We start from the raw sequence: 23,485 nt of genomic DNA on the forward strand, positions 1-23,485 counted from the left end.
TGAAACGCGGCAGTCAAGCGCGCAACCACGGCAATTGCTCGCGGCTGTAGCGGAAGGTCTGGAACACGCTGTTCAACTGGCCGGGACCGGTTTTACGCGCCGCTTCATCCGGGTATTCACCGAACCACGGAATCACGTATTCCCACACCACTTCCCCTGCCGGAGTCACTTCGAATAAGCGCCCCGTGGCCGACTCGGTAATGTGCGTATTGCCGTTCGCGAGGCGCTGCGCGTTGCCCATGAACGCGCTGTAGAACATGTTCACCATGTCGTCCGCGTATGACCACACCACTTCGCGGCTAACGGGATCGATCTCCAGCACTCGCGAGAACACCACGTGCGCGCCAGCGCGGAAATTGCCGTTGTCGAAGGTGAGAATGTTGCCGTTGGCGAGCGCCACCGGCGCATGCTGATGCGAAACCACGCTCGGTGGAATGTGCGTCTGCACAGCGCCCGTCTCACGATCGACCGCGATGATGCCCGACGTGGTGCGCAAACTCATCAGCACCTCGCCCTGTGCGTTCACGCCGAGCCCGTTCACGAGCGGCCAGTGATAGCGGCCGAAGCCGGGCGCGATGGGAAAGTCTTGCGGATTCAGATGCTCCCAGGCCTTCCATTCCCACACGAGTTCGCCCGCTCGATTCACTTCGCGAATCACGTCGCCGTACATCACCTCTTCGGGACCATGCGCGGTGCCACCCGGCACGCGATCGGCGAAACCCGCCGGCACCGGCGCGCACGCGGCATACAGCAAATTGCCGTTCGGCAGCCACTGCGCGTCGTGGTGATGCGCCGGATCTTCGTAACGCCAGACCACTTCGCCTCCCGGTGTGACTTCGTAGAAATCACCGCCATGCCACATCGACCACGGTGCGTAGCGGTCTTCCGAGTCCGCATGGTTGCCGTTGTAGCCGAGATTGCCGTTCGGGAGAATCACCGCGTGACGGCCGGGACGCACCGGCATCTGCCATTCGTGCACAACCTCGCCGCCGATATCCACGAGATACACGCGTCCGCCCGCTGTCTGCGGCGCGATCAGCGTATAGCCGCCGGCGGATAGTTTCGGGTCGTGAGCAATGAGGCCGACGCCGCGGCGGCGCTGGGTAATCTGATCGACTGTGGTGGTCACGATTCGCTCCGTTAAGATGTTGGAACAAATCTAGGCCATTCGCTGCGTCAGGAAAATCTGATTGTTCTATACAGGCCGTTCGAGAAAACTATACAGGCTAGTCATGCGTCCAATATCACAGACATTCCGCTGTTTCGACGAGGTGGTCAGGCGCGGTTCGATCCGTAAAGCGGCGGAAGCGCTGCATCTGACCGCTGCCGCGGTGCACCAGCAAATTCTCAATCTCGAGGAACAGGTCGGCTCGCCGCTGTTCGACCGCTTGCCGCGCGGCATGCAACTCACCACCGCCGGCGAGATCATCATTGCGGCGGTGCGGCGCGGCCAGCGCGATTTCGACAACGCCATGACGCAGGTGGAAGATCTGCGTTCGCTGCGGCGCGGGCATGTCAATCTGGCGGTGTCGCCGTCGTCGGCCGAGCAATTGGTGCCCGACGCGATTCAGGCCGCAATGGAACGCTATCCCGGCGTGACCTACAGCGTGCGTTCGGGCAACGGCGAAAGCATCCTGAAATGGGTGGAGACCGGCGAGGCCGACATCGGCTACGGCCTGCGCCGCAAGCCGCCGCCAGGCGTCGTGGAAGTGCGCGCGTTCGCGCAGTATCTCGGCTTGGTCACGCCGCCGGGGCATCCGCTCACGAAGCTGCAGAAACGCCCACGCCTGCGCGAATGTCTCGACTACCCGCTCATCCTGATGACGCCGGATACCGAATTACGCGCCATGGTGGACCAGATCGATCATCGCGAAAGACGCAAGGCCCGTCCTCTGGTGGAAACCAGTTCGGTCTCGATGGTGCGCCGGCTCGTGGCGGACGGGGTCGGCATCGGATTTCTGATCGCGGAGAACGTCGCGGAAGACGTGGCCGAGCGTAAGCTGGCATGGACCCCGCTCGCCGATGCCGGGGCCCAATCGTTCAGTTGTCTATATCAACGCTCGGATCTGACGAGCACCGTCGCGATGAGCATGTTCCTGCAGTTCCTCGGCCAGGCAATCGAAACGATCGAGGACCGCTTTCACACGTCGACGCAATCGGCCCGCAAGCGCGGCACGCGAATCAGGTAAGCGCGCGGACCGTTGCGCCGAATCGTTTGACGCACGCCTGACGCACCCGCTCGACCGGCATCGACCAATCCTCGCCCGGCGCGCGGCGGAACAGGCGCAGCGTGCGCGGATACCACGGCGAATCACTGCGATCGTGCAGCCAGCGCCAGTCGATATCCTTTTCCGGCAGCATCACCCAGCACGGCGTGCCGAGCGACGCGGCCAGATGCGCGGTGGACGTGTCCACGCAAATCACCAGGTCGAGTTGCGCGATGATCGCAGCGCTGTCCGCGAAATCCGACACACGCGAGCCGAGGTCGAGCAGCGGTTGACCGGCGGGTGGATGGCGCGCCTCGTCTTCGCCCCATCCTTTTTGCAGGCTCACGAAGCTCAGGCCCGGCACGCTCCAGAGCGGCGCCAGCACAGCGAGCGAGGGGATGGAGCGGTTCATATCGTTAGGATGGTTCGCGTTGCCTCTCCATACCAGGCCAATCTTGCGGCCGGAAGGCAGCGCGTCCAACATGGTGCGCCAATGCTCGACCAGCGCCGGCTCGGCCGTGAGACGCACGGCGCGCGGAATCGTGTCCACGCTCGTGCGCAGATGCAGCGGCGCGCTCAGCGGGCTCGTCCAGCAGCCGTAAGTGGACGCCTGTGCGCGAGCGGTATCGTGATCGAGCACGGCATCCACGCCGTCGACACATGCCATCAGCCGGTGTAACGACGGTGCGCACGCAAAGGCGATATGCGAGGCGCCCTGTGCCTTCAGCAAGGCGAAATAGCGGCTGAACTGGATCATGTCGCCGAGGCCGTCTTCCTGCCATACCAGCAGCGGCTTGCCGGCGAGCGTGTCGCCTTGCCACTGCGGGCAGCTCAACATCGACCTAGTCTTGTGATGGACGAAACCGGCCTGCTCGTAGCGACATTCGTACAGACGCCAACCCTCTTCGAAGCGGCCCATGCCGAGCAGCAACACGGCCAGGCCGAATTTCGCATCGCCGTAATCGGCGCGTAAAGCAAGCGCGCGGCGATACGCGCTCTCGGCCTCGGGCCATTGCATGAGTTGCGCCCGCGCTGCGCCGAGGTTGTAATGCGCTTCCGCCAGATCGGGACGCAGGCAGAGCGCCTGCTCGAAAGCCTCGACAGCCTCCGGCAGTCGGTCGAGCCGGCGAAGCACGCAGCCCAGGTTGTTGTGCGCATGAACGAGATCGGGCCGCAGGCGAATCGCCTCGCGGTAAGCCAGTTCGGCTTGCCAAAGACGCTCCATTTTGCACAGTGCCACGCCGAGGTTGTAGTGCGCTTCAGCGTAGCCGGGACGTTGTGCGATGGCGTCGCGATATGCCGCCTCGGCTTCGGGCAGACGTTGGAGATCGGCGAGCACGGTGCCGAGATTCAGGAGGGCTTCGGCGTAATCCGGACGAATGGCAAGGGCAAGGCGAAAAGCCAGCTCGGCTTCGGCGAGACGGAAAGCGGCCTTCAGCACGCCGCCCAGGTTGTTGAGCGCCTCCGGATACTGTGGCCGGATAGTCAGCGCCTCGCGATAGGCAAGGTCCGCTTCGGCGAGGCGGCCCAACTCCATCAGCACGTTGCCCAGATTGTTATGGGCTTCGGCGTGAACCGGCAGTCCCCGCAGCGCCTCGCGGAATGCCGCTTCCGCTTCCGGCAGGCGGCGCAGTTCGTGCAATACGATGCCGCGGTTGTAGTGGGCTTCGGGGTAGTTGGGGCGAAGCGCCAGCGCCTCGCGATACGACGCCTCCGCTTGCTCCTTGTAGCCGAGCCCGTAGAGCACGGCGCCGAGATGATTGCGGGCGTCCGCGTCGCCGGGCCGCAGCGCGACCAGTTGCCGGTACATCGCCTTGGCTGCGGACAGACGCCCGAGCGACTTGAGCAGCATGCCGAGACTGCCGTACACCTCGGCATAGCCCGGTTTGCGTTGCAGACAGCGGCGCCAATAGCTTTCCGCCTCCGCGGGACGCTGCAGGGCGAACGAACAGGCCCCGGCGATATTCAACGCGTCGGCGAGCGCGTCGTCCGGCAGCGCATCGCCGTCGATGAACGGCGTCAGCATCGACAAAGCCTCGGCGAATTGTCCGGCCGAGAACAACGAGACGGCCTGCTGGTTGATATCGTCGATCGAGGTTGCGAGCTGCGTGTGGTTCATGAGTCGTGGTCACTGGAGCCGGCGATGAGCCGGCCGGGTCGATCGCATGTGCCGCGCCCTGACCCGGCTGCCAGATTGGCGTGCCGAAGTCTCGGTGCGGCCGCGAAAGCGGAACATGTACCACGCAGCTTACGTGAATCGGCGCGCCTGTAACGCGACGAAATGAGCGGTTTTCGGCCTTCTAATCCCACGCTATAACGAGGATTACGAGCGAAAAGTCCGCGCGGCGATGTTAGAATCGCCCGCGTCTTTACGCCCAACATCATGAATCCACGCTCTCGCATTCACATGACCGCATGGCTTGGCCTGTTCGCCATGTGGCTCGTCGTGTTCGCGCCGGTCGTGAGTCAGATGTTGATGTCGAACCGTGCGCACGAGCCCATCGCCGCGCTCTGTTCGGCGTTGCAGCCGCGCGATTTCAGCGTGGTCGGCGCGGCGAGCGTGACGACCCAGGCCGCCCCGGCGCCGGTCCGTTTGAGCCATGACGACGCATTCGGCGCGTGCGGCTACTGTCATCTGCTTCAGCACCACGTCGCCATGCCGACGGTCGCCGCGGCCGAGCCGCCGGCCGCCCTCACACTTGCCGGCACCGCGCCGCCCACGCTTTCCACTCGCTTCACGCCGCTCGGCGCCTTTCCGTCCGGCCGTCCTCGAGCCCCACCCGTCGTTTCCTGATTGCTATCGGTCCTGATCGCGCAGTCGTCGCACCCGTCGAGGGGGCGCGCGATCGTTTGTTCCATGCATCGAGGAAACACTCATGTTCAACTTCGCCCTGCGAAGACTACCCTTTTGCGCCCGCCGTGGCGAGCGCCGCGTCTCGCTTCAACCGCTGCCCCGGCCGTTTTTGTCCGCCTGTCTGCCTGCCATCGTGCCGGCGTTCGTGCCGGCGTTCATCGCCTCGTCCGCTCATGCGCAGAGCGCGAGCGCCGACGCCGCGCTGCCTGCCATCAGCGTCAGCGCGAATGCCGCCGCCGCGCCGCGTGCCGTCGATCCCAACCTGCCGGCCTCGGTCGAAACCGTCACCCGCGAGCAGTTCGACAACTGGAACGTCGTCAACACCGAAGACGTCCTGAAGTACATGCCGAACCTCGCCGTGCGCAAGCGCTTTATCGGCGATCTGAATTCGATCATCGCCGTGCGCGGCACCAGCAACACGCAAAGCGCGCGCGGTCTCGTCTACGCGGACGGTCTGCTGCTCAGCAATCTGCTCGGCAACAGCTACTCGTTTCCGCCGCGCTGGTCGATGGTGTTTCCCGACGAGATCCAGCAGGTCGATGTGATCTACGGGCCGTTTTCCGCGCTCTATCCGGGCAACTCGCTCGGCGCGACCGTGCTCATCAGCACGCGCATGCCGAAACAGTTCGAAGCGAGCGCCGACGTCAAAGCCTTCACGCAGCACTTCAGCCTGTTCGGCGTGAACCAGAATTTCAACGGCAGCGAAGCCAGCGCGACGCTCGGCAACCGCATCGGCAAGTTCTCGTTTCTACTCGGTGTGAATCACCTGGAAAACACCAGCCAGCCGCTGCAATTCGCCACACTCGCCAAGTCCGGCACACCCGCCAAAGCCGGCGACACGCCGGTCACCGGCGCGTACTTCTACAACAACCAGACCAACACGCCGACGGCAGTGCTCGGCGTGAACGGTGAAGGGATCGAACACACGGTGCAGGACCAGTTCAAGCTGAAGATGCAGTACGACTTCACGCCGACACTGCAGGCCGGCTTCACGCTCGGCTATTGGCATCAGACCTACAACAGCCAGACCTCGAGCTTTCTGCGCGATGCGAACGGCAACGCGGTGTACAGCGGCAAGGTCGCGATCGACGGCTACGAATACACGATTCCCACCGCCGCATTCGCGCCGAGTCTCGGCCATAGCGAGAACTGGCTCTATGGCGTGTCGCTGAAAACGCGCAATGCGACCGGCTGGAATGGCGAAGCGATCGCTTCGTACTACGACGTCGGCAACAGCGTGGCGCGCACCGCGAATTCCGGCGCGCCGGGCAACGGTCCGGGCACCGTGATCTTCGGCGACGGCGCCGGCTGGAAAACGCTCGATCTGCGCAGCACCTACACGCCCGCGACGAATCAGGCCGGACTCGCGAATCACGCGCTGAGCTTCGGTTATCACTACGACAACTACTTCGTCGACAACGAAAGCTACAACACGCTGAACTGGCGCGACGGCGCAGCCACCTCGTTCGCCAATGCGTTCGCCGGCAAGACGCAGACTCAGGCGCTCTACGCGCAGGACGCCTGGCGCTTTCTGCCGCGCTGGAAGCTCGTCTACGGCGTGCGCTACGAAGACTGGCAGGCCTATGGCGGTTCGCAGTCGCTGGGCGGCACGACGCTGCCGTATAGCGACGCAAGCCAGCAGCATTTCTCGCCGAAAGCCTCCTTGTCGTTCGACGTCACCGACGATCTGACCTTGCGCGCGTCCATCGGCCGCGCCTATCGGTTTCCGACAGTGAGCGAGCTGTTTCAAGGGCAGATCAACGGCTCCGCGATCGTCAACAACAATCCGAACCTGAAGCCCGAAGACGATCTCTCGAAGGAACTGACCGCCGAATGGGCGCACTGGAACGGCTTGTTCCGCTTCTCGCTGTTTCAGGACGACGTGAAGAACACAATCTTCAGCCAGACCGATACGACCGTGATTCCGAACGTGACGAACTTTCAGAACATCGGCAAGGTCCGCTCGCGCGGCGTCGAAACGAGCTATTCGGGAGAGAACGTGCTGGTGCGCGGCCTGGACCTGCTGGCAAGCGTGGCCTACACGCAGTCGAAGATCATCGCCAACGCGCAGAACCCGGCCACGGTCGGCAAGTACTTCTACCGGATCCCGCTGTGGCGCGCGGATCTCGCCGCGACGTATCACTTCGACGAACGCGCGGCGCTCACGCTCGCTGCGCGCTATTCGGGCCGTCAGTACAACACGCTCACTAACACCGACACGAATCCGGACGTGTTCGGCGGCACCAGTTCGTACACGGTGGCCGACGCTAAATTCACCTACAAGCCGACCAGGCTGAGCGAAATCGGCATCGGCGTCGACAACCTGTTCGATGCCCGCTACTTCGTCTATCACCCGTATCCCGGCCGCACGTTCTATCTGGAAGCGAAGCTGCGCATGTGAGCGCGCTGAACCAAACGCATACGCATGCACGTTGCTCGAACTGATTGATTCATCTCTGCTTCAGGAGGATTTTCATGTCCACCACCACTGGCATCGACGCCCAGCGCGCCACGCCGGCGACTACCGCCATCCATCCAGGCTATCGCACGCTCTGGCGCTGGCATTTCTATGCGGGCCTCTTCGTGATGCCGTTTCTGGTCGTACTGGCGATCACCGGCACGCTGTACTGCTTCCAGCCGCAAATCGAGCCGCTGCTGTATCCGGGGCGCCTGACCATCGCGCCGCAAGCGCTCCCGAGATTGCCCGAAGACGTACTGCTGGCAAGAGCGCGTTCGGCACTGCCGGCGAACGCGGTCGCGCTGACCGCGGTCGTCGCGAGCGCACCGGAGCGCAGCGCCGAATTTGTCTTCCGTCTCGCGGACGGCGATAAGCAGAGCGTCTATGTGAACCCCTATACCGGCGAGGTGCTGGGCACGCTGAGCGTCGAACGCCGCTTCATGCAAGTGGACCGGATGCTTCATCGCAAGCTGCTGCTCGGCAAACCCGGCGAGTTGCTGATGGAACTGGCCGCATGCTGGACGCTCGTGATGATCGGCACCGGCGTCGCGTTGTGGTGGCCGCGCGAGAAAACCACGGCACGTGCTGCGCTGTTGCCGCGCTTCGCACTGAAGGGACGCGCGCTGTGGAAGAACGTCCATGCCGTGATGGGCATCTGGCTCGCGCTCGGCGCGCTAGCGTTCGTGTTGACGGGGCTGCCGTGGACGGGTTCGTGGGGCAAGCAGTTCAAGGCGCTCGCGACCGCCGCGAATCTCGGTGCGCCGCCGGGATCGTGGGGCGGCTTGCCGCTGCGCTCTGCGCTGCCAGCAAAGAGCGGCGCGCAGCCTGCCGCAACGGAGACGCACGCGAAAAACAAAGCTCACGATGAGCACAACGGCCACGGTGCCCACGCCGCCAACATGGACTCGATGCCCGGCATGGTGATGGACGACCTGCCTCTGCCGCTCACGCCCTGGGCCGTCGGCAACACACGCGTGCCTGACTCCCACTCTCTCTCCTCGGCCGACGAGGCAAACGCCGTGCGTCCGCTGCCGCTCGGACGCGTCGTCGCACTGGCTGCCTCGCTCGGCGTGACGGACGGCTACAACATCGTGCTGCCGGCTTCCGCGACCGGCGTCTACACCATCTCGTACTTTCCGGACGATCCGAAAGACGAACGCACGCTGTACATCGACCAATACAGCGGAGCGATTCTGAAGGACATCCGCTATGGCGATTACGGCGCGGTGTCGAAGGCCGTGTCGTACGGCACGTCGCTGCATATGGGCCGTTATTTCGGCGTTGCCAACCAGATTCTCTGCGCCGCGATTTCTTTAGGATTGGCGGCGATGGCCGTCACCGGCTGCGTGATGTGGTGGAAGCGGCGGCCGCAACGCTCGCTCGGCGCACCGTCGCGCGAACGTGCCGCGCCGCCCATGCGCGGCTGGAAAATCGGCCTCGTCCTGCTCGGCATCGTGTTCCCGTTGATGGGCGTCACGCTGCTGGCGGTGTGGCTCGCGGATCGGGCGATCTTCGGCCGTGCCGCGCGGCGCGCGGCGACGCCATGACGGCGGGTGCCTGGCCGTGGTGCTACGCCCGGAGTTAGATGCGGCGGGGCGTGTCCGCGCTCGGCGCCGCGTGTCGCGCGAAACCGGCGCGGAGCACGGTTCGAGGGAACCGATTGTCGCTATGCCTCAGATCAGGCCGGTCAAGGAACGCGCCGTGACCTTGGGCGTGCTTGTCATGGCGACGCTGGTCGTTTGTGTGGTTGGGGGGAAGGCGGTGCGCGGGGCGCGGCTTGCTTAGGTCAAGCTCACGTGGATAACGGACTTGCGCCGGCCATGGGATGGCCGAGCGCAAGGACCGCAGCCCTAGAAAATGCCCGGAATCACGCGATAACGCACGCGGCCCTTGTAGGTCCGATAGCCTTCGTCCGCCGAGAGAAGCCGCTCCTCGCGCACGATGCGCCCCACTTGCAACGCGAACTGGCACCCGTACACCAGCAGGTTTTGCAGACCGAAGTTCACCAGCAGAAAGCCGATGTCGGTGATGAAGTAACCCAGATACATCGGATGCCGAATGAAGCGATAGGCACCGCGCGATACGACGCCGCGATTGGCGGGCAAGATGCCGAACGAGCGGCGCAGCGATACCTTGGCGAACAGTTGCCAGCATATCCCCAGCAGCTGCAGCGCGGCACCGGCCGCCTCAGGCACGAGTTGCACGCCGGGCGCGAGACGCACGGCGAGGAAATAGTACGTGCCGCCCATCGCGCACATGAAAGCGAACGGCCGCCAATCGCGCTTCATCGGCACCCGCGTCACGAGCGACAAGCCGACCGTGAAACATGCGGAAACCACCAGAAATAACAGCGTGATCCGCGAGGGCGCCGCGCGCCATTGCGTGATCGCGGCATAGGCGAACAGGCTCAGCATGGTCGCCGCGCCCGCGCGCGCGGCGACTTCCACCAGCGCCTCGCGCAAGCCGCCGGCATTGCCCGGCTCCGCGGACATGGCACTGGCCAGGGTGGCGCCTTCGGTACTCACGGCGAGTGGCAGGTCTTGGAGAGGTGTCGTCGGTATCATGGCGCGCTCACTTGGAAATACGCAGGATTTGCGAAGCCAGTTGCGAAAAGCACGGCTTCAGATCGGCCGGTGTCGCGGCGTAGCAGTACACGCCGACCGGTTGTTTCGGGTTGTAGCAGCGCGATAGCGAATCGGCTGTGTTGGCCATGCACTTGAGCACGTCCTGGCCAATTTCATTGTCCGGACCGGCGGGCTTGGTCAACTCGTTGCCGTAGCCGAGTGTGAACACGTAGGTGCCTTCGGCACGCGCCGCCGCGGCCATCGCTTCGAGCAGATTGCGCGATACGCGGTTGACGTTCACATACGTCGCATTGCCGTTCGACACCACGCGCGGCGAGGTCACGGGCCAGATCGGGAAGGTCTGCTCGTTGACGTTGTGAGCGTTGTACCACTTCGGCATGGCGGTCACGAAGCCCGACGTATCGCTCTGATAACACGGCGACGCCAGCTTTTGATTCAGGGCATTGATGCTGAATAGTCCGGAGGGGGAGCCGGTTTGACCATCGCCGCTCGCGAGCGTGGTGGAGATGTTGTTGCACTTGCTCTGGTTGGTCGTGAAAAACGATGAGAAGCTATTCGGTGCGCCGTCCGAGAAGAACACGATGACGCGCAGGCTCGAAGGTTGTGTAATTACCGTGTTCAACTGGTTACGCGCGTTCCACAGTGCCTCGGGGGAGTTGGTGCTGCCGCTGAACGTGTAATTGTTAATATCCGTGGTCATCGTTGCGCGATCGAAACCACGCGTGTTGCCCTTGAACGGTACATCCACCACCGTGCCGTACGCGAAGTGCATCAGCGTGACCCGGTCATTCGTCACGTCGAAATTATTGAGGAAGGCCACCGCATTCGAGCGCACCGCTGCCGGCACACCGGAAGAATTCAGCGAGCCCGTGGTATCGATCACGAACGCCATATCCAGCGTCCTGCGAATCGCCTGCGAAGACGAACTCACATTCAGCACATTGAATCCGAGTATTTTCGAGAACGTAACCGGCACGCTTGCCTGCGCGGTCATGCCGATCGTCACCGTGCCGGCGTTGAACACGATCGACGGCGTGCCCGCGGTCGCGCTGGAACCGAGAAAACCCGCCGGATAGTTCGCCGCGAAAAAAGCCGTTGCCGCCTGCTGCGCGTTATTGGTCTGCTCCGTCTGATTGTTGCCGCGCGTGACTGCTTCGCCAGCCGCAATAACTGCGCCGTCGGTGGCGGCGTCCAGACGTGCCTTGATCATATAGCCGAAACCGGAATCCACCGCGAGGCCGAGGACACCCAGCAAGGCAATCAGCGACACCGCCACGAAAATGCTGACCGATCCTCTCTGCCGCCTTCTGAATGCCGCCACTGTTTTCGTTTTTGTTTTCATTTGCTACCCCCGGTCCTGCGTTTTTCTTATCTAATCGGGCACTTCTTCGCCGCGTCAGAACACCGTCATTGCATAGAGATTCGGCGAGAGTGCGGGCGTCGTGAGGCCGCGGCCCAGATTCAGCGAACCGATCAGCGGCGTCTGCAAATAGAACGCCTCCACCGCGTAGGCGATCTGGCCGTCCGAAAGCTTGCCTTGCAGCAGATTGACCACCGGCGACGTCTTCCCTGCCGCGGGAATGCCGCTGCAACTGCCGCTGCCGTCCGTCGCCCAGTTCGTGCCGCTGCTACCGCAACTCCACAACTTGCTCGCCGGAGCGTAGTTGCCGCCGTTCCAGCGATATTGCGCGACCACCACGCCTGTGCAATTGTTACCGTTGCTGTCGCAGTTGTTATTGCCCATGATCTCGGTGATGTAGATCATGCCGTGCGCGCTCATGTTGAGCGGCGGCGTGGTTGCGCTGAGCGAGGACATGATGGTCTGCATCGGAAACGTAAGCGATGCGCGCGAGGACAGGTTCGCGCCTTCGCGGCTCACGTTGATCAGAATCATCTGTGCCTGGATGTTGCGCGCAATGTCGTACACCGGCAGCGCCAGCGCCACCATGATTGGCAGCAACAGCGCCATCTCCACCGTGACGATGCCTTTGGACGCGCGGCCGCTTCGCGAGGAACGTGTGCGCATGTCAGAAGCCCTCGTTGCGCATCGTCGCCGCGACGCTGAAGCTGAACTTGCCGTTGGCGAAGAACGGCTTGACCAGCGGTGTGAGCAGCGGCCAGATGCAGTTGATCTGCAGCACCACGATGTCGCCGGGATTGCCGAACATGCCCGTGCTGTAACTTGTCTGCGTGTTGTAGCTTTGGGTCGCCCCGTTGATGGTGATCACATAGCTCGGCGAGACGAGCGAATAGAGGCCCATCGAGCTGTTTTTGATCTCCTGCACGACAGCCAGATAGCGCTGCTGATTGGTCGCGTTCGGATCGAGGTTGGTCTGCCCCGTTACCGAATAGCGCGCGCCTTCCCGCACCGCGTATTGCATGGTCAGGTTGACCCACAGCGCAATGCCGAGATCCATCGCAAAGCACAGCAACAGCAGCAGCAGCGGCGCGATCAACGCAAACTCGATCGTGGCCACGCCGCGTTGCTTGCGCGTGTGCCCGCGCTTGCCTGCGCGCGCCTCCCCGCTAAAGATGGACTTGTGGCGAGCGGATTTCATTTCGTCTCCTTGTCCAGCACCGGCACCGGCTTGCCGGCGAGCCCCGCGCCGCGTCCGGCGTGCAGACGCAGCGGCCAGCACAATGCTTCCAGCAACGAGCGCGGCTGCGCACCGTCGTCGAGACCGGTGGCCGGCCACTCTTCTTTGGCGGGCACCCACTGCGTGTCGAACAGGTGATCCCACAGCGGCAGCAGTTGCGTGAAGTTATGGTTGAAATGCTCGGCGCGGTTCGAATGATGCAGCCGGTGATACTGCGGATTGTTGACCCACGTGATGTAGCGGCCGAGGTCCACGCGCAGGTTCAGATGCGCGAAATAATTACCGAGCATGAAAATGACCGAGGTCGACCCGACGATCCACGGTTCGACCTTGAACAGCACGCCGATCAGCGGATAGAGCAGGCAACCCTTGATGAGCGATTCGACCCAGTGGTGCCGCCACGTGACCGTGACATTGAACTCGACCGCGCTATGGTGCAGCGAATGCAGCTTCCACAGCACCGGCCACGTATGCTGCAGCCGGTGAAACGCGTATTCGAGCACGTCGATAGTGAGCAGCACGATCACGAACGAAGCCACCGCGCCCACCTCGTGCGAGTTCAGAACGACCAGGCCGCCACCGAGCGCATTGACGATCGCGACGCTCGCCGCCGCGGTGAACGGCTTCATCGCTTCCGCGAGCGCCAGATACACGCCCGCATAGGCCACGTTGAAACGCTGGCCGGCGCGCGATTGCAGCATCGCGGCGGGCCAGCGCCGTTCCAGCGCCGCGCCCGCGGCCATCATCGCCAGCCCGAGCGCGTACATGCGCAGCCACAGGCCTGCGTGTTGCAGGAGGTCAGGAAACGGGCTGGATGCGAGCATGGGATTCCCCGATGAATGCCTGGCGTTCAACCGCCCGCAATACCTTGGACGGCCGGTGACAGCTGACGCACGATCTGGATCGCCGACGGGCCGACCAGCACGGCCAGCAGAGTCGGAAAAATAAAAAACATCAGCGGAAACAGCAGCTTCAAGGCGATCTTCGCAGCCTGCTCTTCGGCGCGCAAGCGTCGTTTGGTGCGCAGGTTGTCGGTATAAACACGGAGCGAGTCACCCACGCTGGTGCCGAAGCGGTCCGCCTGAATCAGCATCGCGGCAAGCGTGTCGATGTCTTCCACGCCGGTGCGCAGCGAAAGGTTGCGCAATGCCTTGTCGCGGCCCAAGCCGGCACGCAGCTCCAGCAGCACCATGTCGAATTCGTCTTTGAGCGCATGGCTTTTCACGCCGATTTCCTGAGTGACGCGCATCATCGCTGCGTCGAGGCCGAGGCCCGCTTCCACGCAGACGGTCATCAGATCGAGCGCGTCGGGCAGATCTTCGAACAGCTTGCGCTGACGGCTTTCAACTAGGCGCCTCATCACGAGGTTCGGCAGATAGAAGCCGAGCGCCGAGGCAGCCAGCACGGTCAGCAGCAGATAAATGCGCTCGCCGGCCTGGAAGGCGTTGCCGAAAGCAATTAGCGCAATGGCCGGCAGCGCAAGCGCCAGCACAGTCTTGGCAGCGAAGTAGATGGCCGCTGCGGACGGCGTGCGAATACCCGCGTTCGCGAAGCGCAGACGCAGCACCGACTTGTCCCAGTCCTCTTTCGGCAGCGACAGTTTGGCGACCCGCTCGGACATCTTCGTGACGGTTTCGACCCAATTCATTTGCGCGCCGGCGTCAGCCTCGGCGGCGACACCTGGCTGCGCGATCTCTTCAATGCGCCGTTGCACAGGGTCGGGGCGCAGCAGCGTCATCGCCTTCAGCGCCGCGCCGAACACGATCAGAAACATTAGCCCAAGCAGCACGATCTGTTCAATTTTCATGGTCTGCGGGCCGAACCCGCGCTCCTCGTGTCGAAACCGTGGTCTAGACGCGGATGCGCACGACTTTGCGCATCCACAAGATGCCGAACATCATCATCGTGATAGCCACGCCGGCGATCTGCGGGCCCGCCGGATCCTTCCAGAACACGCTGATGTAACCCGGATTGAGCACCGACAGCAGCCCGAGAATGGCGAATGGCAACACGCCGAGCACCCAGGCCGACAGGCGCCCTTCCGCCGACAGCACGCGCACCTTGCCGAGCAGCTTGAGCCGCTCGCGAATGATGCCGGCGATGGAACCCAGAATCTCCGCCAGATTGCCGCCCGCCTCGCGCTGGATCAGCACGGCGATCACGAAGTAGCGCAGATCCTCGACCGGTACGCGACTCACCATGTTCAGAAGCGCGTCGTTCATCGACACGCCGTAGTTGATCTCGTCGAACACCAGCGCGAATTCGCCGCCGAGCGGCTGGGGCAGTTCTTCGCCGACCATGCCGAGCGCGGCCGGAAAGGAGTGGCCGGCACGCAGCGCGCGGGCGATCAGATCAGCCGCATCGGGCAACTGGCGTTCGAGTTGCAGCACGCGTTTGGTGCGCTTGCGGCGAAGAATCAGGGTAGGCAGCAGGCTCGCCACCACGGCGAACACGCCCATCACCGGCGCGGGAAATTGCAGCACAAACCCGCCCAACGCGCCCAGCATCGCGCACAGCAACGTGTAGGTAACGAAGCGCGCCACCGACCACTTCAGCCCGGACTGTTGCAACTGCCGGTCGAGCGTGTGCACGCGCGGTATGCGCAGCAGTAGCTGCGTGACGAACGGCGACTCGCTCAGCATGCGCTGCTTGAGAATCGAGAGCTGTTGGCTGCTCACATTGCCGCCGGCGGAGAGCGCGCGAATGCGCTCGTCCATGCGCTTGACGTCCTTGCCGCGATGGCTGCTCCAGAGCAGATAAACAGCCTCGATGGCCAGCACGACCGCGAGGAACGCGAGCACCGCAAAGCCGATAAACGACGTGTTCATGTCCCTCTCCTCAAATCCGTTGCGCGCTCATACTTCGAAACGCCTTGCCGGATCGAACATCTGGTCCGGCAGCACGATGCCGAAGCCCGCCAGCCGCTCGCAGAATTTCGGCCGTACCCCGCTCGCGCAGAAATAGCCTTTGATCATGCCGTTCTCGTCGACACCGGTGCGCTTGAACGCGAAGATCTCCTGCATGTTGATGATGTCGCCTTCCATGCCGGTGACTTCGGAGATGCTCATCAGCTTGCGGCGTCCGTCGGTGAGGCGCGAAGCCTGCACTACTACCGTGATGGCCGACGCGATCTGCTGGCGGATCGCCTTGATCGGCATCGTCAGACCCGCCATGCCGACCATGTTCTCCAGCCGCGTGAGCGCGTCGCGCGGCGTGTTCGCGTGCAGCGTCGCCATCGAACCTTCGTGGCCGGTGTTCATGGCGTGCAGCATGTCGAGCGCTTCGGCGCCGCGCACTTCACCGAGTACGATGCGATCGGGGCGCATCCGCAGCGCATTGCGCACCAGCGAGCGCTGCGAGATTTCGCCCTTGCCTTCGATATTCGGCGGCCGCGTTTCGAGGCGCAGCACGTGTTGCTGGCGCATCTGCAATTCGGCCGCGTCTTCAATCGTCACGACCCGTTCGTCCTCGGGAATGAAGCCGGAAAGCAGATTGAGCAGCGTGGTTTTACCGCTGCCGGTTCCGCCCGAAATCAGTACGTTCAGCTTCGACTTGATCAGCGCTTCGAGCAGTTGCGCCATCGCGGGCGTGAAGCTCTGGTTGTTCACCATGTCGGTCACGGTAAGCGGATTTACCGCGAAACGGCGAATCGACACGAGCGGTCCGTCGATCGCCGAGGGCGGAATGATCGCGTTGACGCGCGAGCCGTCCGGCAGGCGCGCATCGACCATCGGCGTGGATTCGTCGATCCGGCGGCCCACGCGCGAGACGATGCGCTCGATGATCTTCATCAGATGCGCGTCGTCGTAGAAGGTCACGTCGGTGTGTTCGAGGCGCCCGCGCCGTTCCACGTACACGTGCTGCGACGTGTTGACCAGAATGTCGGAAATGGTCGGGTCGTTGAGCAGCGGTTCGAGCGGGCCGAGGCCGACCATTTCGTCGTGCACGTCCTGAGCGAGACGGCGGCGCTCGAGTTCGTTCATCGGGATCTTGTCTTCGTCGACGATCCGTTCCACCAGTTGCGCCAACTCGCGCTTGATCTGCTCGGGCGACAGGCGTTGCAGCTTGTCGAGTTCCACCCGGTCGATGATCGCCTGATGAATGTTCATCTTGAGTTGCTGATACGCGCGCCGCGCCGCCAGGCTTTCGGTGGCCGCGGCGGGACTGGCGCCGTCGAACGGCATCGTGCCGCTCTGGATCATCAACTGTTCGCGCAATGACATGGTGCTCTCCGCATTCTTTTCGATGGCAAGCTACCCTGAACGAATTCAGGCGGCTCAGTGTCCGGGCTTGAGTTGCGGCGGCGAATTCGGCCGGCTTTGGAACAGACGCCCGAGCACACTCTTGCGCTCGGCGACCGGCAACGGCCACAGCAGCGCCGCCAGTTGCGAGATGCCCTGGGCGAGCGCGCCGCCCTTCGCGCCGGTCACGAGCGGCACGCCGTGGTTCAGCGCCTCGGTGGCCTGCTTTTCGTCGCGCGGCAAGTGATGCGCGACCTTCGCGCCGAACGTTTCTTCGAGCGTGGACAGGTTGATGCGCGCGTTCTTGTCGTACTGATTGACGATCACTTTCACCTTGCTCGCCGGATAGCCGAGCTCCTTGAAAATGTCGAGCATCCGGCGGCCCGCGTGCAGGTACAGAATGTTCTGCCGCACCACCATGCAGATCGAGTCGCTGTGATCGAGCGCGTGGATCGCGAGCGGATTGATGTTCTGACCGACGTCGATCAGCACCGCGTCGTATTGCTCGCGCACCAGCGTGAGAATCCGTTCCAGATGCGCGGCGCGCAGTTCGCCCGACTTGACCGGATCGCCCGCGCCGGCCAGCACGTCGAGATTCGCGTGCACATGCATCACGCAAGATTCGAAGAACGCGGCGTCGAGCCGGTCGATCTGCGAGCACAGATCCGCGAGCGTGGCGGGCGGCGCTTTGTCGGCGACCAGCAGACTCGCGTCGGCGAATTGCTGGTTCAGGTCGATCAGCAGCACGCGCTTGTCGCGCAAGGCGGCCAGCGCATAGGCGAGATTCACGGCGATCAGTGTCGTGCCGCTGCCGCCCTTGCAGGAGGTGAACGACACCACACGGCCGTCGCGGCGCACACCGGCGTGCTTCTTTGCCGAGACGTGAGCGAGCGCGTCGGCGATCTCGGCGTCGTTCAGCGGCCAGGAGAGCACATGCCGTACGCCGACACGCATCGCCGCCATCAGCAGCGTGGTCGACGGCGCAGGCGTGATCAGCATGCAATGCAAATTCAGCAGGAGTGACAGCACTTCTTCGACACCGTTCAGATCGCGCGGTGTCAGATCGGCGTCGTCGACGATCAGCAGATCGGCGCTCCTGATCGCCGTGGCGTGCACGCGCAACTGCTTCGCCGTGCCGTGCAGCGTACGCAGACGAAACGCGATGCCGCTTGCCTCGAGACGCGCCGCGATGTGCGGCGCGCGCTCGGCGCTGGACGAAATCAGAAGGGTGTCGATCATGGTAAGTCTCCGCTGGCTCTACAGCGAGCCTCCTGGTTGTGCCGCTTCAGTACGAAATCGATGAGCCGACGCCGATCGTCAAGGAATTGGTGGGCGGGGGCGGCGCCGTGAAGGATTTGGCGTAGCTCTTCTGCGCCGCGGCTGCAGCCGTGCCGTCGATTCCCGCAACCGGATCGGTGTTCGCCGATGCGTTCGGGTTGAGCGTCTGCATTTCCTTGATCTGGTTGATCGAGTCGCCGAACGTCGCGTCCCAGTGCGGCGTCGAACTCAGGCAGCCGGCGAGCGCGGCGCTCAAGCCGGCGCACAGTGCCGTGCGGATCAGTGTCTTGGTGCTTGTCATGTCGATCTCCGGTAGGCCGCGCATTACTGCGAGGCGTGTGAGCCGCTGGTTTCCGGCGTGGCCGGTATCACAGCGACAGCGGCAGCCGCGCTGGGAGCGGGTGCGGGAACCGGTATGGGTGCAGGCGCGGTTGCCGGTGCCCCGACTGGCGCCGAAGCTCCCGCGGCCGGCGCGGCGCGCTTCGTGCCTTCCATGTGGCCGGTCAGGTACACGTTCGCTTCGCTGGCGTCGCCGAAACCGTCGGTCGGCAACGGATAGTGCTGCGGCAGCGGTTTGGCGAGCCGCGGCGTCACGACGAACACCAGTTCGGTCTTGTCCTGTTCGTAGCTCGTGCTGCGGAACAGCGCGCCGAGCACCGGCAATTCCGCGGCGCCTGGCAAACCCTTGATCGAACCGGTGATGTTGCTCTTCAGCAAGCCGCCGATCGCGAAACTCTGACCGTCGAACACCTGCAGCGTGGTGGAGGCGCGCCGCGTGGTGATCAGCGGCAGGATCGTCTGGTTGTTCGAGTTGCCGGCGCTGACGACCACGCCAGTTGACGACAGCTCGGACACCTCCGGCGACACCTTCAGGTTGATGCGGCCGCCTTCGAGCACGGTCGGCGTGAAGGTCAGGCCGACACCGTACTGTTCTTCCTGTAGCACGATGGTCGTGCCGTTCGCACCGTTGCTTTGCGGCACCGGAATATAAACCTTGCCGCCCGCGAGGAAGCTCGCTTCCTGGCCGCTGATCGCCATCAGGTTCGGCTCGGCCAGAATCTTGACGAGCTGATCGGTTTTTTGCGCATCGATCGCGGCCCTGAGCGGCGCATTGTTCGCTTTCGATGCCGTCAATGCGCTCAGCCCGCCCGACAGGTAATCGGCCAGCAAGCCGAAGCTCCAGCTGCCGATCCCGCCGTTGATATTCGCCGCCACGCCGAGCTGGTCGATCAGCGTCTTCGAGACTTCGGCGACCTTCACTTCGAGCATGACCTGCTGCGGCGCGGCCACGTGCATCATGTTGATGATGCGTTCGCCGCCCGCGCCGCCGAGCGTCGGTGCCGGCATACCCATCGCGCGCGGTGCGGCGCCGACCGGCAACGGGCCGCTGCCCATCGGCGCGGCGGCTTGCAAGGCGGTGGTCGGACGGGCCACGAAGGCGCGCGCCAGTTCAAGCACGCGTTCGGCCTTGACCGCATCGGAGACCGTGCCGGTCAGCACCAGCGTGTCGGCGGCGGCCTTCACCTGAATGCCGGTTTCCTCGGGCATCAGCGCGGCGAGGGTTTGTTGGAGACCGCCCGGGTCCGCGCCGACGCTCACGTCGATGATGGTGCAGGAGCCGCTGCGGCCTTGCACGATCATGTTGGTGGTGCCGACATCGGAGCCCAGCAGATACAGTGTTTGCGGTGACACGAGCATGGCCTGCACGACCGCCGGATTGCCGACGCTGCGGCTCTTCACCGGTTCGCGCACATCGACCATCGTGGATTTGCCGACCGGGATCGTCACCGAGCTGTGTTCGGCGACCGGGCCGCTGCAGTTCGGGCCACGAGCGCCCTGCTGCGCGCCGCCGGACGAAGCACCCGGGCCCATGCCGCTCGCGGCAATGGTCAGATGCACCGAACCGTTCGACGCCACCGTGAGCGGCACGTCCGGCAATCCGGGCACACCCGCTGCGGCGTTCTGGCCGGCCGCTTGCGCCACCGGCAGCATCGTCAGATACATGCCCAGCAGCACACATGTGCAGGCTTCGGCGATCCGGGTGCGGCCCCGCGGCAGGCGCGAATTCGCTTCGCGCGGGCCGAGCGGCTGCCGCGGCGCGCTAGCGCGCTGAGTGGTTCTGGCGTTCATGTCCTACCCCCGTTATGTGCCGCATTTTTTTGCGTGCCGCTCTGAACGTCGGTCACGCATCGGTCACGGCCTGCAGGCTCGAGCCTGTCAAAAGCATTCTTGTCTTACGTCGGCGCCGTCGAGCACCCGCACACAGTTGGCCGGCGCGCGCGCCGCCACTTTGCGCACGATATGGACCGGCTTCGGTTCGGGTGCGGGCACCACGGCGACCGGCGTTTGCAGCAGGCTGGCCTTGGTGGCGCCGGCGGTATCGATCGCTTTCGGATCGATCTGGTTACGCAACACCAGCGAGAGCGTGCCGATGCTGCGTGCAAGGTCGATCTTCTCGGCCTGTTCCGGCGACACTTCGAGCGTCACCGCATCGACCACCTTCGGCTTGGTTTCGTCGCGGCCCACTTCCTGCGCAACGGCCAGCACGAGAATCTTTTCGAGCACGATCTTGGAAATGTTCTGATCACGCTGGGTGCCTGGATCGCGGGCATCCTTTTGCGTGTTGACGATGATGTCGACGTAATTGCCCGGCAGCGCGAAGCCCGCCACGCCGATCACGTCGTTCACGCGCACCGTGATGGCGCGCTTGCCTTCGCCGATCACCGCCGAGAGGCCGCCGAGCGTGCCGACCGGCGTGAGCTTCGCATCGAGAATCGGTTCGCCGCGCAGCAGGCTTTCCTTCAGCACGCGGCCGTCGAGTTTCTGGATGTCGGTGTACGAGCCGGGCGGCACGCTATTGGACGGCCAGTCGGTGAGCTTGAGGTAGTCCGGGCCGATGCGTTGACCGAGATTGATATCGGCTGCCGCCACCACGACCCTTGTCGTGGCATTCGACGATTGCGAGACCATCCAGCGCGAGGCGAACACCACCGCGGTGAGGCCCGCCAGCGTCGCGATCAGCAGCATCGTTACAGCGCGCGCGTTTTTCATTTTCAACCCCTGATTTTTTGCCCTGCCCCGGCATGCGTCACACGCTGGCGAACAACACGCATGCGCTGCCTATTGCTATCGCAATGCCGTAAGGCATGGTCCCCGTCGCACTGCTTTCAGCCACACTGCCCGACCTGCGCAGCGTGCCGTTGCCCGGCGTCGCGCAGTTGATCAGCAATGCTGCCGCCCCGTGCAGTCCGGCGCGCATCTGGCGACGCCGGAACCATATTGCGAGCGACCCGATCGCACCGATCACACAGGCCGCCAAACCAATTTCGAGCGCGCCGTAAGCGCCGCAGAAGGCGCCGATTGCCGCCATCAGCTTCACGTCGCCCGCGCCCATCAGCCGCATCGCGTAGCCCGGCAGGAAAAACGCGCCGCCGGCCAGCATGCCGCCCATCCACATCGTCATGCCATCGACGACACCGTGCGTAAACCACTGCACCGGAATCGCCACGATCAATCCTGTCGCCACCAGCCAGTTAGGAATCCGGCGCGTTTGCATGTCCCACAGGGCGGCGACGAGTACTAGCGTCATCACGCATGGACCAATTGGAAAAGGAACCCCGTTCATTGCCTGCTCCGTTTCGAGGATCGAATTGCCCTTCTTACTGGATGCGCTTCGTTTTGCGCAAGGCCGTCGCTACCCTGTCCCGAAGGACCGTCGAGACAGGGCGAGCGATCGGATTTGCATCGGGTGCTGCGCGATGTGTCAGGCCGCGGCGTTCGTCAAGGCAGTGCCAATTTTGTTGAACATGGCTTCCAGATTGGTGGTCATGTTCTGCACCGTCACAATGATCGCCACCGCGATCAGCCCGGCCAGCAAGGCATATTCGATCGCCGCCACACCGTCTTCTTCGCGCAAAAACTTCTTGATCGTGTTCTTCATGCTAACCCCCGTAGAGTGAAAGTTGACTTCGGTTTATGCCGTCTGCAGCCGCCTGAAAACAGGTGCGCCGATGCGGCGTTCATGCCCGTCACGAGGACGGAAAAAGTGGCGAGGCCAGCGCCTTACTTCGTCACGATCACGAGAGGCTGATACCCCGTATCCATCGCCGTGTCGTTGTTTATCGACTTCCGTTTTCGCTGGCCCCGCCGCACCTCGTAAAACGCGTGGACCTCCCCGAACGCGATTCACGAAGACTTTTGTTGCTGCCGGAGTTCAGTTGCTGCTTTCCGTCTGCAACATGTTTTTTCGTCTTGTGACTCTCTATTTGCAACGGCTATGCCAACAGGCCTCAAAGCCTTACTGGGCAACGATCGACGCTTCGGCGGAAGGTGCGGCAGGGAGTTCCGAGCGCGCGATGGTTCGGATTTGAGACGCTGGAAAGCGAAGGAGCGGAGCCCGCTTGCCATGCTTCAGGCGTTATTTACGCACGATGGAAAACCCGTAGGACCATTGGCCAGCAATGGTTCGACGAATACTTCGGTCAAAGATGCTGACATTGAACGGACAAAAGTAGGTTTTACTGAGCGCGTCCGGGATGTTGCAGGCGTGAGACGAGTGATCGCAGAACGATCCGGTGGCACGGCGGCGAAAAGCGATGTCCGCACACCTCACTATGTGGGGTAGCGCGCATTGCGCGATTGACGGTGGATCGCCCCGTCGTTCTCGCGTCTGGCCAAACCCATCGGGGTCGACGCAGGCGGCGACTGTCTTGGGGCACCCCAAGACGGGCTTCGGTTGCTTCCGGGCGAGCCGCGGCGCCTTGTTAGTCGCGCCTCTCAGAGCGATTTAGGCCCGACTCGGCATCGCGGTTTCGCGAACGCACCGAAAAAAACAACGCTCTTCTCACGCGCCAATACGGTCCGGATCGCGATGAAGGCGGACGTGTCCGGTTTCGCTCAGCAATGCGAGCCGGGCCACATAAGTCGGTGCGCGGACGACGACCGTCTAAAAAACCTGCCGATGCGTTGAGGCCTTTGATACGCCACTTGTAACCGAGCGTAAAAGACACTGCCGACGCCACGGGATCAACGCCACGATGTCGCCGCTCCGTCTGCACCCCTCGCTCGATCGGGGCGATGCGGACGGCGTTCCGGTTCAAACACCTCGTTACAAATCGACACTGAAAGCACTCAATTGTCGGTCAACACTGTGTGACGGCGGCGCCACTGCGCGCGCCATGCCCAACCGACGATGACACTTCGAGGTCTAAACCGTCTGGGCTTCACGCAGCAACCATACAGAAGTCTCCCGTCATTTCACGTCAA

General features: G+C 63.4%; 20 protein-coding genes. 4 read left to right on the plus strand and 16 right to left on the minus strand.

Going from position 1 to position 23,485, the window contains the following annotated elements; genetic code table 11:
• Nucleotides 1–13 precede the first annotated feature (13 nt).
• Entirely contained in the window at nucleotides 14–1,129 is a 1,116-nt protein-coding gene (locus tag B0G71_RS26805; RefSeq protein ID WP_116145540.1) for an aryl-sulfate sulfotransferase, read from the minus strand.
• Nucleotides 1,130–1,232: 103 nt separating this feature from the next.
• Here B0G71_RS26805 and B0G71_RS26810 point away from each other — a divergent pair, with 103 nt between their 5' ends.
• Complete coding sequence (locus tag B0G71_RS26810) at nucleotides 1,233–2,189, plus strand: LysR family transcriptional regulator (RefSeq protein ID WP_116145542.1); 957 nt, start codon at nucleotides 1,233–1,235, stop codon at nucleotides 2,187–2,189.
• Here the strand turns inward: B0G71_RS26810 and B0G71_RS26815 are convergent.
• Nucleotides 2,182–4,326, minus strand: coding sequence for a tetratricopeptide repeat protein (locus tag B0G71_RS26815; RefSeq protein WP_116145544.1), 2,145 nt, complete (start codon nucleotides 4,324–4,326; stop codon nucleotides 2,182–2,184). The genes B0G71_RS26810 and B0G71_RS26815 overlap by 8 nt on opposite strands.
• A gap of 264 nt (nucleotides 4,327–4,590) precedes the next feature.
• On the opposite strand from B0G71_RS26815, the gene B0G71_RS26820 reads away from it, so the two are divergent.
• The 3 genes from B0G71_RS26820 to B0G71_RS26830 all read left to right on the plus strand — a co-directional run bounded on the left by B0G71_RS26820 (nucleotide 4,591) and on the right by B0G71_RS26830 (nucleotide 9,066).
• Nucleotides 4,591–5,001 (plus strand): DUF2946 domain-containing protein, encoded by a 411-nt coding sequence (locus tag B0G71_RS26820; protein WP_116145546.1) that lies wholly within the window; start codon nucleotides 4,591–4,593, stop codon nucleotides 4,999–5,001.
• 82 nt (nucleotides 5,002–5,083) lie between these two features.
• Nucleotides 5,084–7,462: a TonB-dependent receptor gene (locus B0G71_RS26825; RefSeq protein ID WP_116145548.1), complete on the plus strand. Its 2,379-nt coding sequence runs from the start codon at nucleotides 5,084–5,086 to the stop codon at nucleotides 7,460–7,462.
• Between the two features lie 74 nt (nucleotides 7,463–7,536).
• Entirely contained in the window at nucleotides 7,537–9,066 is a 1,530-nt protein-coding gene (locus B0G71_RS26830) for a PepSY domain-containing protein (RefSeq protein ID WP_116145550.1), read from the plus strand.
• 303 nt (nucleotides 9,067–9,369) lie between these two features.
• Here B0G71_RS26830 and B0G71_RS26840 read toward each other — a convergent pair whose 3' ends face one another.
• The 14 genes from B0G71_RS26840 to B0G71_RS26905 form a co-directional block, all read right to left on the minus strand.
• Nucleotides 9,370–10,083: an isoprenylcysteine carboxylmethyltransferase family protein gene (locus tag B0G71_RS26840; protein WP_116145554.1), complete on the minus strand. Its 714-nt coding sequence runs from the start codon at nucleotides 10,081–10,083 to the stop codon at nucleotides 9,370–9,372.
• A 7-nt stretch (nucleotides 10,084–10,090) separates the two neighbouring features.
• A complete protein-coding gene (locus B0G71_RS26845; RefSeq protein WP_116145556.1) occupies nucleotides 10,091–11,446 on the minus strand; it encodes a VWA domain-containing protein in 1,356 nt (451 codons plus the stop codon).
• A gap of 54 nt (nucleotides 11,447–11,500) precedes the next feature.
• The gene (locus B0G71_RS26850) at nucleotides 11,501–12,130 is read right to left on the minus strand and encodes a TadE/TadG family type IV pilus assembly protein (protein ID WP_116145558.1); all 630 of its coding nucleotides are present in this window, start codon (nucleotides 12,128–12,130) and stop codon (nucleotides 11,501–11,503) included.
• A gap of 1 nt (nucleotide 12,131) precedes the next feature.
• Entirely contained in the window at nucleotides 12,132–12,662 is a 531-nt protein-coding gene (locus tag B0G71_RS26855) for a TadE/TadG family type IV pilus assembly protein (RefSeq protein ID WP_116145560.1), read from the minus strand.
• Nucleotides 12,659–13,525 (minus strand): sterol desaturase family protein, encoded by an 867-nt coding sequence (locus B0G71_RS26860; protein ID WP_116145562.1) that lies wholly within the window; start codon nucleotides 13,523–13,525, stop codon nucleotides 12,659–12,661. Before B0G71_RS26860 ends, B0G71_RS26855 begins: the two co-directional genes overlap by 4 nt.
• Nucleotides 13,526–13,551: 26 nt before the next feature.
• Nucleotides 13,552–14,508 carry a type II secretion system F family protein gene (locus tag B0G71_RS26865; protein WP_116145564.1) on the minus strand — a complete coding sequence of 319 codons (957 nt, stop codon included), beginning with the start codon at nucleotides 14,506–14,508 and terminating at the stop codon, nucleotides 13,552–13,554.
• A gap of 43 nt (nucleotides 14,509–14,551) precedes the next feature.
• Nucleotides 14,552–15,529 (minus strand): type II secretion system F family protein, encoded by a 978-nt coding sequence (locus B0G71_RS26870; RefSeq protein ID WP_116145566.1) that lies wholly within the window; start codon nucleotides 15,527–15,529, stop codon nucleotides 14,552–14,554.
• Between the two features lie 27 nt (nucleotides 15,530–15,556).
• On the minus strand, nucleotides 15,557–16,924 hold the full coding sequence (locus B0G71_RS26875; protein WP_116145568.1) for a CpaF family protein: 1,368 nt from the start codon (nucleotides 16,922–16,924) through the stop codon (nucleotides 15,557–15,559).
• Between the two features lie 54 nt (nucleotides 16,925–16,978).
• Complete coding sequence (locus B0G71_RS26880; protein WP_116145570.1) at nucleotides 16,979–18,181, minus strand: AAA family ATPase; 1,203 nt, start codon at nucleotides 18,179–18,181, stop codon at nucleotides 16,979–16,981.
• A gap of 46 nt (nucleotides 18,182–18,227) precedes the next feature.
• Nucleotides 18,228–18,521 (minus strand): hypothetical protein, encoded by a 294-nt coding sequence (locus B0G71_RS26885; protein WP_116148915.1) that lies wholly within the window; start codon nucleotides 18,519–18,521, stop codon nucleotides 18,228–18,230.
• A gap of 23 nt (nucleotides 18,522–18,544) precedes the next feature.
• A complete protein-coding gene (locus B0G71_RS26890; RefSeq protein WP_116145572.1) occupies nucleotides 18,545–20,350 on the minus strand; it encodes a type II and III secretion system protein family protein in 1,806 nt (601 codons plus the stop codon).
• Nucleotides 20,351–20,437: 87 nt separating this feature from the next.
• Nucleotides 20,438–21,271 (minus strand): Flp pilus assembly protein CpaB, encoded by an 834-nt coding sequence (gene cpaB, locus B0G71_RS26895; RefSeq protein ID WP_116145573.1) that lies wholly within the window; start codon nucleotides 21,269–21,271, stop codon nucleotides 20,438–20,440.
• A 37-nt stretch (nucleotides 21,272–21,308) separates the two neighbouring features.
• On the minus strand, nucleotides 21,309–21,845 hold the full coding sequence (locus tag B0G71_RS26900) for a prepilin peptidase (RefSeq protein WP_116145575.1): 537 nt from the start codon (nucleotides 21,843–21,845) through the stop codon (nucleotides 21,309–21,311).
• Nucleotides 21,846–21,983: 138 nt separating this feature from the next.
• Complete coding sequence (locus B0G71_RS26905; protein ID WP_116145577.1) at nucleotides 21,984–22,160, minus strand: Flp family type IVb pilin; 177 nt, start codon at nucleotides 22,158–22,160, stop codon at nucleotides 21,984–21,986.
• Between the last annotated feature and the right edge of the window lie 1,325 nt (nucleotides 22,161–23,485).

It is taken from the genome of Paraburkholderia sp. BL27I4N3, from assembly GCF_003386115.1.
Classification (GTDB): Bacteria; Pseudomonadota; Gammaproteobacteria; order Burkholderiales; family Burkholderiaceae; genus Paraburkholderia.